18 protein-coding genes and 1 pseudogene are annotated in these 12,460 nt (G+C 57.3%); 10 read left to right on the top strand and 9 right to left on the bottom strand.

What is annotated here, in order from left to right; all coding sequences use genetic code 11:
- Window positions 1-38: 38 nt before the first annotated feature.
- Window positions 39-239: a hypothetical protein gene (locus J3R84_RS30455; protein WP_057205314.1), complete on the bottom strand. Its 201-nt coding sequence runs from the start codon at window positions 237-239 to the stop codon at window positions 39-41.
- Between the two features lie 363 nt (window positions 240-602).
- On the opposite strand from J3R84_RS30455, the gene J3R84_RS39165 reads away from it, so the two are divergent.
- Together J3R84_RS39165 and J3R84_RS30445 are read left to right on the top strand one after the other, a co-directional pair.
- A complete protein-coding gene (locus J3R84_RS39165) occupies window positions 603-836 on the top strand; it encodes a TetR/AcrR family transcriptional regulator C-terminal domain-containing protein (RefSeq protein WP_272502217.1) in 234 nt (77 codons plus the stop codon).
- A 274-nt stretch (window positions 837-1,110) separates the two neighbouring features.
- Window positions 1,111-1,575 carry a YbhB/YbcL family Raf kinase inhibitor-like protein gene (locus J3R84_RS30445; RefSeq protein ID WP_203530120.1) on the top strand — a complete coding sequence of 155 codons (465 nt, stop codon included), beginning with the start codon at window positions 1,111-1,113 and terminating at the stop codon, window positions 1,573-1,575.
- Between the two features lie 1,281 nt (window positions 1,576-2,856).
- Here J3R84_RS30445 and J3R84_RS30440 read toward each other — a convergent pair.
- Window positions 2,857-3,117, bottom strand: coding sequence for a hypothetical protein (locus tag J3R84_RS30440; protein ID WP_057205331.1), 261 nt, complete (start codon window positions 3,115-3,117; stop codon window positions 2,857-2,859).
- Window positions 3,118-3,192: 75 nt separating this feature from the next.
- Here J3R84_RS30440 and J3R84_RS39160 point away from each other — a divergent pair, with 75 nt between their 5' ends.
- The 4 genes and pseudogenes from J3R84_RS39160 (at window position 3,193) to J3R84_RS38655 (ending at window position 4,195) form a co-directional block, all read left to right on the top strand.
- On the top strand, window positions 3,193-3,390 hold the full coding sequence (locus tag J3R84_RS39160; RefSeq protein WP_057205334.1) for a lysozyme: 198 nt from the start codon (window positions 3,193-3,195) through the stop codon (window positions 3,388-3,390).
- Window positions 3,383-3,700, top strand: coding sequence for a lysozyme (locus J3R84_RS39155; protein ID WP_203530121.1), 318 nt, complete (start codon window positions 3,383-3,385; stop codon window positions 3,698-3,700). The genes J3R84_RS39160 and J3R84_RS39155 overlap by 8 nt, the downstream gene beginning before the upstream one ends.
- A 2-nt stretch (window positions 3,701-3,702) precedes the next feature.
- Window positions 3,703-3,930, top strand: a complete 228-nt coding sequence (locus J3R84_RS30430) for a hypothetical protein (protein WP_057205341.1) — start codon at window positions 3,703-3,705, stop codon at window positions 3,928-3,930.
- Window positions 3,876-4,195, top strand: a pseudogene (locus J3R84_RS38655) (DUF1515 family protein). The gene J3R84_RS30430 and the pseudogene J3R84_RS38655 overlap by 55 nt, the downstream one beginning before the upstream one ends.
- Before the next feature lie 213 nt (window positions 4,196-4,408).
- Here J3R84_RS38655 and J3R84_RS30420 read toward each other — a convergent pair.
- The 3 genes from J3R84_RS30420 to J3R84_RS30410 all read right to left on the bottom strand — a co-directional run bounded on the left by J3R84_RS30420 (window position 4,409) and on the right by J3R84_RS30410 (window position 6,543).
- Window positions 4,409-4,768: a helix-turn-helix domain-containing protein gene (locus J3R84_RS30420; protein ID WP_225906591.1), complete on the bottom strand. Its 360-nt coding sequence runs from the start codon at window positions 4,766-4,768 to the stop codon at window positions 4,409-4,411.
- Window positions 4,769-5,136: 368 nt separating this feature from the next.
- A complete protein-coding gene (locus tag J3R84_RS30415) occupies window positions 5,137-5,391 on the bottom strand; it encodes a hypothetical protein (protein WP_057205344.1) in 255 nt (84 codons plus the stop codon).
- A 72-nt stretch (window positions 5,392-5,463) separates the two neighbouring features.
- On the bottom strand, window positions 5,464-6,543 hold the full coding sequence (locus J3R84_RS30410) for an IS630 family transposase (RefSeq protein WP_203530146.1): 1,080 nt from the start codon (window positions 6,541-6,543) through the stop codon (window positions 5,464-5,466).
- A 350-nt stretch (window positions 6,544-6,893) separates the two neighbouring features.
- Between J3R84_RS30410 and J3R84_RS30405 the strand changes: the two genes are divergently transcribed.
- Window positions 6,894-7,259, top strand: coding sequence for a hypothetical protein (locus J3R84_RS30405; RefSeq protein ID WP_156612982.1), 366 nt, complete (start codon window positions 6,894-6,896; stop codon window positions 7,257-7,259).
- Window positions 7,260-7,306: 47 nt separating this feature from the next.
- Here the strand turns inward: J3R84_RS30405 and J3R84_RS30400 are convergent, their stop codons facing one another.
- Window positions 7,307-7,513 (bottom strand): hypothetical protein, encoded by a 207-nt coding sequence (locus tag J3R84_RS30400; protein ID WP_057224872.1) that lies wholly within the window; start codon window positions 7,511-7,513, stop codon window positions 7,307-7,309.
- An 845-nt stretch (window positions 7,514-8,358) separates the two neighbouring features.
- Between J3R84_RS30400 and J3R84_RS30395 the strand changes: the two genes are divergently transcribed.
- Entirely contained in the window at window positions 8,359-8,664 is a 306-nt protein-coding gene (locus J3R84_RS30395) for a DUF1236 domain-containing protein (RefSeq protein ID WP_057224870.1), read from the top strand.
- A gap of 58 nt (window positions 8,665-8,722) precedes the next feature.
- Here the strand turns inward: J3R84_RS30395 and J3R84_RS30390 are convergent, their stop codons facing one another.
- Window positions 8,723-8,902 carry a hypothetical protein gene (locus J3R84_RS30390; RefSeq protein WP_225906603.1) on the bottom strand — a complete coding sequence of 60 codons (180 nt, stop codon included), beginning with the start codon at window positions 8,900-8,902 and terminating at the stop codon, window positions 8,723-8,725.
- 114 nt (window positions 8,903-9,016) lie between these two features.
- On the bottom strand, window positions 9,017-9,310 hold the full coding sequence (locus J3R84_RS30385; RefSeq protein WP_203530147.1) for a hypothetical protein: 294 nt from the start codon (window positions 9,308-9,310) through the stop codon (window positions 9,017-9,019).
- 230 nt (window positions 9,311-9,540) lie between these two features.
- Here J3R84_RS30385 and J3R84_RS30380 point away from each other — a divergent pair, with 230 nt between their 5' ends.
- Window positions 9,541-9,921, top strand: a complete 381-nt coding sequence (locus J3R84_RS30380; RefSeq protein ID WP_057224865.1) for a nuclear transport factor 2 family protein — start codon at window positions 9,541-9,543, stop codon at window positions 9,919-9,921.
- A gap of 16 nt (window positions 9,922-9,937) precedes the next feature.
- Here J3R84_RS30380 and J3R84_RS30375 read toward each other — a convergent pair whose 3' ends face one another.
- Window positions 9,938-10,180, bottom strand: coding sequence for a hypothetical protein (locus J3R84_RS30375; protein WP_203530145.1), 243 nt, complete (start codon window positions 10,178-10,180; stop codon window positions 9,938-9,940).
- Between the two features lie 972 nt (window positions 10,181-11,152).
- Between J3R84_RS30375 and J3R84_RS30370 the strand changes: the two genes are divergently transcribed.
- Entirely contained in the window at window positions 11,153-12,430 is a 1,278-nt protein-coding gene (locus tag J3R84_RS30370) for a glycosyltransferase (protein ID WP_203530144.1), read from the top strand.
- The last annotated feature ends 30 nt before the right edge of the window (window positions 12,431-12,460 follow it).

Genomic DNA, 12,460 nt, shown 5'->3' with positions numbered 1-12,460 from the left:
CTCACATGGCGATTGTTCGGATGTTCTAAGCGCGTTGGCTAGTGGCCCGAGTTGGCGGGGACTCCAAGTTCCTTCATTTTCCGGTCGAGTTCAGCTTTTTGGGGACCGAATTTCACGAAGATTTCACGGGCGGCGAGCGGTGTCAGGTGATAGGCAGCGATGAACTCTTCCAGATCGTAGCGATCGGACCAGGGACCGACGAGCTTGCTATTTTGATGGCTGGTATTATCACCTCGCATCATGGGCCTCCCAATTCGGGCGCACTCGGAATCGGCAGACAATCCGCTCTTCATCCTAAGCGCGGTTAGCCTTCAATCACGGTGAGAAAACGTCCTAGCAAAGGCTGAGACCAGAGTGCGCGATTTGATTACCTTCGTTAACACAGATAATCGTACATAGTTCCGATATCGCTAATATAAACGCCCAGCTTGCTCAGGATTGCTGTCCCATGCCCACTTCCGGCTGGCGCTACTGGCTTATCGCGACGGCGCGCGCATTCATGCCGGCACCCGGCCAAGCGCGCCGCAATTGGGAGCGGCCGAGGCGCAGCTTCGCTCCTGTGCGACGCCGGCTTCTCGGCCAGCGATGCGGCCCATGCCTTGATGACGATCAGTTACTTCACCGTTGGGGCGGTTTTGGAGCAACAGGCCAGGGAGAAGGACGATGGCGAGCGTGACGGCGTCATCAGTTCGATGGCGATGTGTCCGCTGCTTCGGTCGCGATGGACATCCTCGACGAGGCTGGCCCCTGACGCAACGTTCGATCATGGCCTGGCAGTGATTCTGGATGGATTGGAGAAAAAATCCCTGCCGGGGAATAAGAACGTTCACCGATGATCGGGCCGGAAGTTCGCGCAACGCCGCAAGTGCCTCATCTGTCGAACGGAAATTGGTTCGGAACGTCACCGGCCCCTCAGGGAGACCTTCACCAGGTTCGGGCTGAATAGTCTGATTATCTTTCTTGTTTACAGGTTACCTGACCATCGCCGCTCAAACTAGCTGCCGCGCCAGATGTTCCCAGAATCGCAGCCGGCGGAGTTGGAACCATGGAGGAAGTCTGAGGTTTGGGGGAAGCCGCCCTAATGGAGCCTCAAGCCACCGGAGATTTCAGATGACCATGACACTGATAAGCCCCGCTTTTGCGGACGGCGAGTTGATACCTGAAACATATACCCGTATGGGTGAAAACCTTATGCCGGCGCTCAAGTGGACCGGCGCTCCGGAGGGTGTCAAAAGCTTCGCGTTGATCGTCGAAGATCCGGACGCACCACGAGGCGTGTTCCGGCACTGCGGTGTTTTCAACATACCCCGCGACTGGAGTGAACTACCGCAAAGTTCCGACACCGCACCTGGCGGTGGCCCGAGTTTTTGTCGAAATGATTTCGGCAATTCCCGTTATGACGGTCCCGAGCCCCCAAAGGGTCACGGCCCCCACCGCTACAGGTTCTGCCTCGCGGCTCTCGAAGTTCCAAGTTTGGCAGTGCCTGCCGTGGCGGGTATCGAGGCGATGTGGAACATGGCTCAAAAACACATCCTTTCCCAAGCAACTCTGACCGGTACCTACGAACAGGCGTGAGCAAGCCCCGGTTTCGAAGTGATAGGTTGGAGGCATAAGAATGTCCTCCTCGTCAACTTGCTCAAACGCCAGAACATGCTGTTGGAAGAAAATGAGTGGCACGCTCATGGGCTCACCAACCTGGCCAACATGCTCAACGAAGCACTGGTCCTGGATCGACACGACGCGAACCATGTCGCCAGTGTCCGCATTCGCCTCTCGGTTTTGCTCAGCCGTTGAGTCTCACAGCCCGTTTCAGATGGGTTCTGAGCAGAGCCCGCAGTTGCACACCCACGAAACTGTGACCAGCATCGTCAGCGACAGCCTACCGTCCGTGCTGGCACAATGTTGGCGGATAAATTGGAGGCGCTGAAAAGCTCGGCTTGCGCTCCGCCTGAAGCGGGGCATACAATGCAAGTGTCTGTGAATTCGAACGCTCAGACGGGGCCTCTTGTCCTATTCGTAGGAGAAGGGGCCTTTTACGTCTCAGCGCTCTCGTCACAACCTGCGCCGCGTGCTTCGAACAGGACCTCTCAGTATGAAGATTGCCAGCTAGCTCGAATCCGTATGCGACTTCGAAGAAGGCCACTTTCATGGGATGTGGCAGACAGGGAGTTGTTGACCGGATCGCCGTGGATCTCAGTCAGACGCCGGGTTACCTCCTCTTCGATCCCTCTGCTTGCCACCTCGTACTCGAATAGAAGACTTTGGTCTGGCTGCTCTGGCTCTCGCAGTTCGGCCAACCGTTCGGCTGCGAGTGCATACGCCTCAAAAAGGTCATTCAGCTCCGCCGAACGGTCCCAATTTCGAGCGCGCGTCGAAACTTCGGCAGTCTCGCCCACAGACGGCGACGTCCTAATTCGCTAAGGTTCTGCATTTTCCTCTCCCTTTCGGTGCAATCTAAGATGGCGTCACCAAGGAAGGGTTAAACCAAAATTTCAATTGCGAGAGATCTTGCCGTCAAGCCGACAGGGCAAGGTGATTATGCGCAAGCATCAGGATGGCTGGCGGCCCGCCGCCACCTCGCGTTCTTTCCGCCATTCATCATGGCAACAGCGTCGGCCTCCCTTGCGCGGCACATGGTCTCGTATTCGGCCAGCAGCTCAGCTCGAACAGGATATTCCTTGCGTATATCGGCTATCATAAAAACCGACGCGGCATAGAACTCGCAGAGATTGAGGAACCACGGTGTGGATCGACTGTAGCTTTTCACGATAGGCTGGGAGAGCGAGCCGGAGCCGTGCTCTTCCTACACATGGCCAGCCCTGATCTGGCGATTCCCATCAAGGACATTGCTATAAACTACCGCCAGATCTTGCTCGCGTTAAATGTTCGCAGCAGTCGATCGACCTCGCTTTCGATTTCAGTGCAGACGGCTTCCAAACCGTCGAGATCGACGGGGTCATGACTGACCGCAGCGGTCAATTCATCTATAGCCATGGCGGCGAGGGCGTATTCTTCACATAACGCACGAAAGGCCCGGCTCTGCTGCGCATCAATCAACGCTCGCAACGCTGGAAGCTTCAATTTCAGACGGGATCTACCGATCCTTTCAAGGTTCATAACGGTCTCTCCTGACCGTGCCTTCCCGCCTATCAACTATCGCATGTTTCCCTGAAAACAAAAGAGGTTAACACCATGAACCGACGCATCAAGGCGGCGGGCCTTGCGCTCGTCAAGCAGTGGGAAGGCCTGAAGACGAAGGCCTATCGCGACGTAGGCGGAATTTGGACCATCGGATATGGCCACACCAGCGCGGCAGAGGTGAGGCCCACGATGGTGATCACCGAGGCACGCGCCGAAGAGATCCTGCGCGCCGGCCTCGCCCATGTTTGAGGAGCGAGTTGCGCGCCTCGTCAAGGTACCGTTGACCGGCAATCAGCACGCCGTGCTCGTGTCCTCTGATTTCAACACAGGCTCGCTCGGCAAGTCGACGCTGCTGAAGAAACTGGACAAAGGCGACCACGACGCCGTGCCGGCCGAGCTGATGAAGTGGGTGAAGGGTCTCGTCAACCGGCGGGCGGCTGAGGCTGGTCTTTGGGCTAAGGGAGAGTTCGTCTCCAGGAGGATGGCGCACGATCAGTCACCAACGCATTCGAGAGGCAAAGCAATGCGGCGGCACATTCCGCGGTCGATGCCGCTCTGACTATGACACTTGTCCTGACGGGCTGTGGGACTTCGCAGCCAGCAAGTGTCGACGGCCTGCGGCGGGTCGTCGGAACTGACCTGGTCAGCGCGCGCGGGGCGACGCCGGCAGATCAGCGAATGGTAGACCGGACCGTCGTCGGCCTTTGCGCCGGCGGCGTCTGGACCAATGCGGAATGCGTGAGGCATGGGAAGGCAAGATTCGATCAGACATTAGAGGAGGGGCAGTAAGATCTGAAGACAAGGCTGCAGCGAGCCGGGCCGGCGTTCACACCCGTATGGATCAGCTGGTCGACCGGGTCGGTGATGTCGAGGCGTCGGTAGCGTCGATCGGCGCGGACGCGCGGAGATGAAACCGGTCACCGATGACGTAAAGCGTTGGAAGCTGATGGGCATCGGCGCACTCGGGGTCGCCGGCATTGCAGCGATGGCGCTTGGCGTGAGTTTTGCCGAAGCCATTCGACGCATCGTGTTGGTAATCATTGGGAAGGTTTGACAACAACGGAGTGCAGGCAAATTGTCTCGCATCAGAGCGAATGCGGGTGTATCCTTGAGGTGTTGAAGGCAATTCCCATTGCGGCTTCCGAGGCCCTCCGCTCGGCGGCCGCATTTTCTTTGCGATCGCCTTACGCAAGTTGCCGGATAATAATTCTTGCGACCCCACCTGAGATGTCTCTCTGATTATAGGGACGGGTGATTGTCCTCCGCATCAATCCGGTTCGGCGAATATTTTCTGCATCCGCGCCAGCTTGCTTTGTAGAATCTTCAGCTTGCTTTCTGCGGCTTCAAGGCGTTGCAGCAAAGCGTTTACTCTCTTGTCCCGTCCATCCTGCGGACCTTCACCGATGATATCCATTGGGTGTGCGTCCAACACCTCGCAAATTTGCATCAGCACTGGAATGGAGACACGATTTGTCCCATTTTCGTATTTCTGAACCTGCTGAAACGACAGGCCGATCAAGCTTCCGAGTTTCCCTTGGGAATACCCTCGCATCATACGTATGGCCCTGATGCGCTGGCCCATCTGCCTGGAAAGCGCTTTCGCCGCATCTGCCGTCGTCCGACCCATATGTATCCCCCTGTCGCTAGCACCTGTGTGTGTAATATGCGCAGCCGCTGGCGCATGGGAATTCTCACATATGAGAGTTGAGAAAGTGCAGTAAGCAGCTTGAACTGAAATAGGTACCTGCGGAAGGGGTCGTGAGAGTGGGACAGTGCTGCGGGACTGCTGGCGTAATACGGATCAGGTAACTGGCTTCTCACAACGAAGTTTTGCCGTCCGCAGGATTTCAACCCTTCATAAGCTTTCGGTGAAGCTTGGCTGATAGATGCGGTATTCCGCTACACCTAAAATCGTTGTAAAGTTAGGTACTGGGTACGCATAGATTCCGGCCTCCACAGCGGGGGCCGCTTTTTTTGAGGGGCGAGGGCGCTGCGCTATCCGCGCATGAGCTTTCGGGCGGCGGCAGCTCTGCTTTTGCGGCGGCCGCTATGGATGTCCACCATCAAGCTATAGAGCCATCGGCGCGTATCGGCTTTTGGTGCGATCTGGTCGAGGTCGTTAATCGCGAGTTCGAGCGTGTCCTCGACGAGCTCATCGGCTAGTTTTTGCGACGAACGCAACGAATGAGCCCATGCTCGAAGCTCCGGCACCATTTCGGCCACAGTGGTCGCGCGTGTTTCGATTTTCATGGCTTGTCACTCCGTAGAATTGTACGGGCAACGGTCACACCAGCGGGATGTTCCGAATATAGCTACAAGTAGCTAGTCGATTGATTCCAACACTTGGTGCCCTCGTCTGACGGCTGCGATGATGTCGTCAGGGTCTGCTTTCCAGATGAATGGCTTGGGCTGTTCGTTGTGCTCTTTGATAAAGCGGTTGATGGCTGCCTGAAGATCAACAACGGAATGGAAGACGCCATTTTTCAGTCGTCGCCGGGTGAGCTTAGCGAAGAACCCCTCGACGGCGTTCAGCCAGGAACAGGATGTCGGAACGAAGTGGAAGGTCCAGCGTGGGTGCCGCGCCAACCAGGCCCGGACTTTGGGCTGTTTGTGTGTGGCGTAGTTGTCCAGGATGACGTGAACCGCCTTGTCCTTCGGCAACTGAGCCTCAATCGTGTTGAGGAAGCGGATGAACTCCTGATGCCGGTGGCGCTGCATGTTGCGGCCGATGACAGAGCCGTCGAGAACATTCAGGGCAGCGAAAAGTGTCGTGGTGCCGTGGCGCTTGTAATCATGGGTCATCGTGCCGGCACGACCCTTCTTCATGGGAAGACCCGGCTGCGTCCTATCCAGCGCCTGGATCTGACTTTTCTCATCGACGGAAAGGACAATCGCATGGGCCGGCGGCGAGACGTAGAGACCGACCACATCATGAAGCTTCTCGGCGAAAGCCTTGTCGTTCGATAGTTTGAAGCAGCGCCACCGATGGGGTGCGAGACCATGCTCATGCCAAATCTTGACGACTGAGGATGCCGCAATCCCCACAGCCTTTGCCATCGCACGAACAGTCCAATGTGTGGCTTCCTGCGTGGGCGGCTCCTGCGTCAGGGCCACAACCCGGTCGACAAGATCAAGCTCAAGCGGCGCAGTGCCGGGCGGGCGGCTCTTGTCGCGCAAAAGGCCATCCACGCCTTCGGTCATGAAGCGTTCCTGCCAACGCCAGACGCAGGTCTTCGACTTGCCCGTGGCCTCCATGATCGCGACGGTTCCGAGACCCGCGTCGCTCATCAAGATGATCTTCGCCCGCCACACATGCTTTTGCGGCGAACTGCCCGCCGAAACGATTGCGTTGAGACGAACCCGGTCGTCAGCGGAAACCTCAAATGTGATACCCGTGCGCATGCCAGATCGTCGCATATGCGCGCAAAAATTGGAATCCTAAATCGGACTCTTTTGTCTCGATCAAACCACTAGCGAACCTGGTGAAGAGCATCCTGATCGCCGGTTATCTTTGTTCGAACCGAGGAATCGTGCAGTTTCAGTCTTTCGTCCTTGCGTTGATTCCAGCGGATTGAGGAATTCGGAACTAGATGCGATGCAGGTGCTGGAAGGACGGCTTCGGGTGGATAAGCTTGCCGACGGGCGGGTGTTTGCACACAGCCTCAACCAACTACTCGGACACGGGTGAAACCCGCTTTTTTTGTCAAATGGTCCGGTAGCCACAGTCAACTAGCCATCAACTTCAGCGCATCATGATCGTGGATGCCGCTTTGAAAAAGACCGATCAGACGCGCCGCGAGCTCAACAGCTTCCTCGCTATCAACGGCGAGGTGCCTTTCCTGGACGATTTCCCGGAAAACACATTCTATCTGTTTGAAGTCGTGAGGCGTAATTATCTCGATGCGAGATCCAACCACTTTGCTCATCGCCCTAATCCCAGCCGGCCCGGGGCGGAACAGGCCGACGTTAGCCCCGCGTTGAGTATGCGCCGTCGCCGGGGGATTTCAACTCTGGAATTTCGGGGGAGATCCGCACGCCGCGGGCGGCCGTTGTCTGTAAGCCGTAGTTTGTTCCAGGCGGCCGCCGGAGAGGAAGGTAGCGACCGCCTGGCTGTCTAGAGGGGCGGAGAGGAACTGCCGAGAGGTCGGTTTGTTCCCAATTAGTCTTAATGCCCAAGATTAGATTTTCCTGCTGCTCTTAGCTCGGCGACCTTGCGATCGAGGTCGATTTTGTACGGTCCGAATTTCTCGAACAGTTCGCGTGCGACAAGGGGGGTGAGCCGGTGCGCGCTAATGAATTCTTCCAGGTCATACCGCGTGTTCCAGCCGCGAACCACCTTGCTATACTGTTGTCTGGTGTCTTCATGTTGCATGGCTGTAGTCTCGACATTTGGGGTTTCGCAGCACGTAACCGGACTGCTTGATCAGCAAAAATCGCGTTTTGTAAAAAAGGTTCCCGTGAATCATTGCGCAATGTGCGTTTAATAAGCCATGCCTAAAGTGCCTGCGAAAGCCAAGCGCCCGAAGCAATTGCTCCTCGATGATGACGCGGTGCTTCGCGGGCGGCCGAAGAGGCCGCGCGACCCTCCGTGCCTGTCTTTCGATCCCACCCCGGACCGCGTCAAGCCCTGCCTTGCGCTGCTAGCCAAGAGGGTGCCAGCCGCTGGCGACTGGGCGTTTGAAATCACCGCTTCTGGCCGCTGCGTTGGGCAGGACCAAGGGTCGGAGCTCGGTAGACGCCGCCGGGGCCCATAAGAGCCCAGGGGATACGCGCCAATTTGTTCGCCAAAGCGACTGCAATCAGCTTTGGCGGTCACGACCTGCGCGGCCATGGAATAGCGGGAGCGCCGGACGATGCTCGAAGATGCGATTGACGAGGGCCGCTCTGCCTCCACAGCGGGGGGACCGCTTCTCTGTGGGAAGCTGTCCCGACGAGCTCTAGTGGCTAAATGACGGGCTAGCCGCTTTGGTCGTGGCCGATCAGACAGGCGGCAAGCGCTTCAGCCTCTCGCTTTCCAATGCGGTGCCCACTTTAAAATGTGTCGAAGTCGCAGGTTCGATAAACGCACTTCCCGGACTATTGTCCTAAAGGCCCGCCAGACTAAGGTCGAAACCCCATGCGACTGAAGTCTGGCCATCGGAACGGCAATAGCCCAGCGGCGTTGGTAAGAAGTTCCCGCATCGAGTGTGGGAATACAACACCAGCCTGGAGAAGAAAATGAAGAAAATTGTCAGCTCAGCCGTCACAGCACTGCTTCTGCTCGGCGCTTCGAGCATCGCCCTGGCTCAGACAGTCATTGTCACCCCAGAGCAGGAAACGGTCGTCCGCGAATACGTGAAGAAGAAGCCCCTCGCTTCCATCAAACTTCCCGGAGTGGAGCTCAATGTCGGTTCGACGGTCCCCGAAACGGTGGAACTGCAGACCATTGATGCACCGGACATCACCTACCGATATGTGGTCGTTGACAACCGCACGGTGCTGGTGGACCCGGGCACCCGCAAGATCGTTCGGGTTATCGACTAGCTCTGATAGACGGCGTCCCTTCCCCTTCGGGGAAGGGGCAGCCAAACCGGACGCCGGGCTACTGGTTTCGCTGAAGCCATCGCGCCTCTAGCAGGGGAAGCAGTTCGACTACATCCGCCTGAAGGTTGCGGCAGATTTCCTCGTATTCCTCGATCAGCGCCTTCCGGCGGGGAAGTTCGCGTTGAAGATTATCCAGTGCCGTTGATGCCAGAGCGTAGCACTCAAACAGGTCGTCCAACCGCGGGTCCTTGGTTGTGAGCAACCACCCACGATGGCGCGGTAGCGCCATCCCCAAGCGAGCCCGCCCTAGCTTTAATAAGCTCATTCCGCGCCTCCCTTGGCCTGAGTAAAGCTATTTCGCCTCTACCTGGGGAAGGTACACGGCGACGTCCCCACTATTGTCGTTGAGAATTTCGCCTCCAACAATCAGGTAAACGGCTATCGCTGCTACCGAGAGAAGCATCACACCGATCGGCAGCCCGGTTGCTGCGGTCTTTTCGGGCTGCCCATATCTGTGCCTTTCGTACATCCTGATATCTCCCATGGTCTCTTCTAACCGGTAGCACCAGAGCCGCTCGCAGGGACGTTCGAACGGCTCTGGGCCCATACCACCCATGGCTTTTTCTCTGAGGGTCTTCAGCGACATGGGCTAATTGATAAATTTAGCGCGACGCGACTTCGCAACAATCGACTTCAGACCTTTGCCGACGGTGAGTCAGACTGAAGTCCCATGGCGGAACTTCTCACTTTGTGGCTGGTTCGGTATCCTCGCGGTCGCATCGCCCAGGCACCGGCACGACATCCGCGTCGATCGCTGGCGTCGGACAACGCGGGCTGACCAGTCCAACGATAGCTTGCCCAATGGAGTGACCACCCTTGTCGAGCGCCGATCCCAACTTCGCCGAAATCCAGTTTCTCGAAGAAGCACTGCACCGACCATCGGTTAGGCATTCGAGGATAGCAATCGAAGCCTTGCTTGCAGAAGATTTTGTCGAGTTCGGTGCGTCGGGACGCGTATATCGTCGAGCAGAGGTCATCAATCTTTTGAGTCAGGGGGAGGACGAATCCGACAGCATTCTCCGAACGTCCAACTATGCTCTAGCGCCTATTTCGCAAAATGCGGTGCTTTTGACGTACCAGAGCCATCTCACGTATCGCGACGGGTCCGAACGATCCGCCTTGCGAAGTTCAATCTGGAAGCATGACGGGAAGAAATGGCAAATACTCTTCCATCAGGGGACAATGCAGCGGCCGTGACTGTGCGCCGTTAATCCTAGTGCAGCTTTCTCGCGAGACGGACAAGGCCGCCACCAAGCTCCAATGTTTCGAAATCGGCACTCACGAGGAAATAGCAGTCTGCAAGCTCCATCAACGCCATCGCGACTTCCTCGCGTGACCAACCGGCCCGTTGCGCTCGATCGGAGAGCCACAGGAACTCTGCCTCCAACGAGTCCTGGCAAAGGAGGACGCGATCTGGGTGGCCTTCCGGAAGCGTCGGCGCGGGAATTTTCGACATGGCGTATCCTCCTGCCGAAGAGGATAGGGCGCACTTTGCGTTCTACAAGGCTTCGCTAATTTAACGAACAACTGTCGACTAACGCACCTATCGGGTCTAGCCGTCCAATAGACTAGCCGAGCCCGTCGCGCAGGCTGGTCGTGGATAAAAGAATGGCCCCCTGTTGAGGGGGCCGGGAGTATGGGACAATGGCTGCGGGGGGACTGCCATTATCCATGGGGTGCGCATAAAACGCGCCCGCCGGAAAATTGTTCCAATTTTTCGCGGAACAACGCGGCTTAAAATACGCTCACGAGACGACAACTTACTCTGTGACGCGGATTCATCTCGCCAATCGTCGCATCCAGTCGTATATTTAGCCATTGCTGATATTGACGGCGGCCTTCTCCCCCAGAGCCACGAAAAGAAGGCCGCTCTTTTTCAGTAGTCCCGCCGGTCAGGCTGCTACCCTCACGAATAACCAGCCATTTGCTTCAGCGCGTCGTGGTCGTGGATTCCGCGTTGAAACAGGCTGATCAGGTGCGCCGCAAGCTCATCGGCCTCCTCGCTGTCAAAGGCGAGAAGTCGTCAGACGTAATTAACTCTCAGCGAGATCCAACCGTTTTGGCCGTAGCCCTGGTCGCAGTTGCCCCGGAGAAGGTGCGCCGGCTCAGGCGGAATTCAACTGTGAAAAATACGGGGGACCCCAGGCGGTGAGTGTCGCAGCCAGACCGCCCGGGGTCGGCGTTGGGTTGCCTTCACAATATACCAACACCTATGCGCCCAAACGCCGGCGGCAGTGCATTGTTCCGTGACTTCCCACGTGCTCACAACTCGCAGATCTGCGGGTAGACAGCGCGCCTGATCGATGGCGGAGATCATACACTCCGACGAACTATCTACCGCGAATTGATATCTTGCGGTCGGAGGCAACAGGCGGCCAAATGGAGGCAGATCCGGGTCGCAAAGTTAAAGTCTCCGAGAGGCAATGTCATGCGACTTATCGTTGTCAACGACGTGTCAGTGGCTGTGGGCGGTGCGACCAAGGTTGCGCTCCAGTGCATAGAGGCAGGCGTTAAGGCAGGGCTCGAATGTTCCGTTCTGGTCGGCGACGACGGCGCAGGCATTCGCTCGCGATTTCCGAGCGTCGAGGTCGAGGCGCTGGGCGAGCGCCCCTTGCGCGACGGCGTCCGCTTCGCAAACGTGTTCGATAGGAATTTCAACGGCCGCGCCTACCGCGCCTTGCGCCGATTGCTCAAGTCCGGAGGCGACATGGTCGTTCATGTTCACGGTTGGTCGCAGATCCTGTCCCCCTCGATTTTTCATGCGCTGGCGCGTAGTGACGCCAAGGTGATCGTTACTGCACATGATTTCTTCCTGAGTTGCCCCGACGGGGCCTATGTTCACTATGGGAGGGGCGAGATCTGTCCTGAAAAACCGCTATCTGCCGGCTGCCTTTCCAGCTCCTGCGACAAGCGCAATTACCTAAACAAACTGTGGCGAGTTGCGCGATCGGTGACCCAGTGTGCAGCGGGAGAGGCGTTCTGGGGCCGGGTCGGCGTCATTCTGGCACATGAAGGCATGGAGCCCTACCTGACCGACGGACCCCTCCAAAATTTCCTGACATTGCGCACTCCGTCGACCCCACTCACCCAATTCCCGGTTGCGGCCTGGAAAAATGAACGCGCCCTGTTTCTGGGCCGGATGTCGGTGGAAAAGGGTGTGTGGGCGCTCGCCGAGGCGCTCAACTTGACGGGCAGAGCGGCAACCTTGATAGGTCAAGGGCCTCTGCTCCAAAAGATACAGCAGGCACTTCCCCACTGCTATGTCCCAGGATGGCTCGATGATTGCGAGGTTAAGGCATTCGCGGCCAAGGCACGCTATCTTCTTATGCCGTCGCGAATGCCTGAGCCTTATGGCCTCGTTGCCGCTGAGGCGATGATGTCGGGCATTCCGGTGCTTGCCAGCAGCAATGCGTTGATCTCCAGAGAAATAGAGAAAAACCAGGCAGGGTTGATGTTTCGGAGTGGCAACGTCGACTCACTCGCCGAGAAAATGGCATTGATGGAAAACGACGAACTCGTTCGGCATTTGAGCGAGGGCGCAATTGCCTACGGCAAGAGGGTCGCGCCTTCAATAGATGAATGGCGCCAACGGATGGTCGACATCTATGCTGGGCGGATCAAATTCGCAACGCGGAACCTGGTGGCGGAGGCGATGGTGCGACCCGAACGACAAACGTTCGAATTGGCCGGACCTGAAAGGCGCTAGCAATTATCGGAGCGCGAAGGTTTGAATACG

It is taken from the genome of Ensifer canadensis (genome assembly GCF_017488845.2).
In the GTDB taxonomy this organism is placed as follows: domain Bacteria; phylum Pseudomonadota; class Alphaproteobacteria; order Rhizobiales; family Rhizobiaceae; genus Ensifer; species Ensifer canadensis.
Note: the sequence above shows the minus strand (reverse complement) of the source record. Positions and strands in the feature narration are given on the sequence as shown.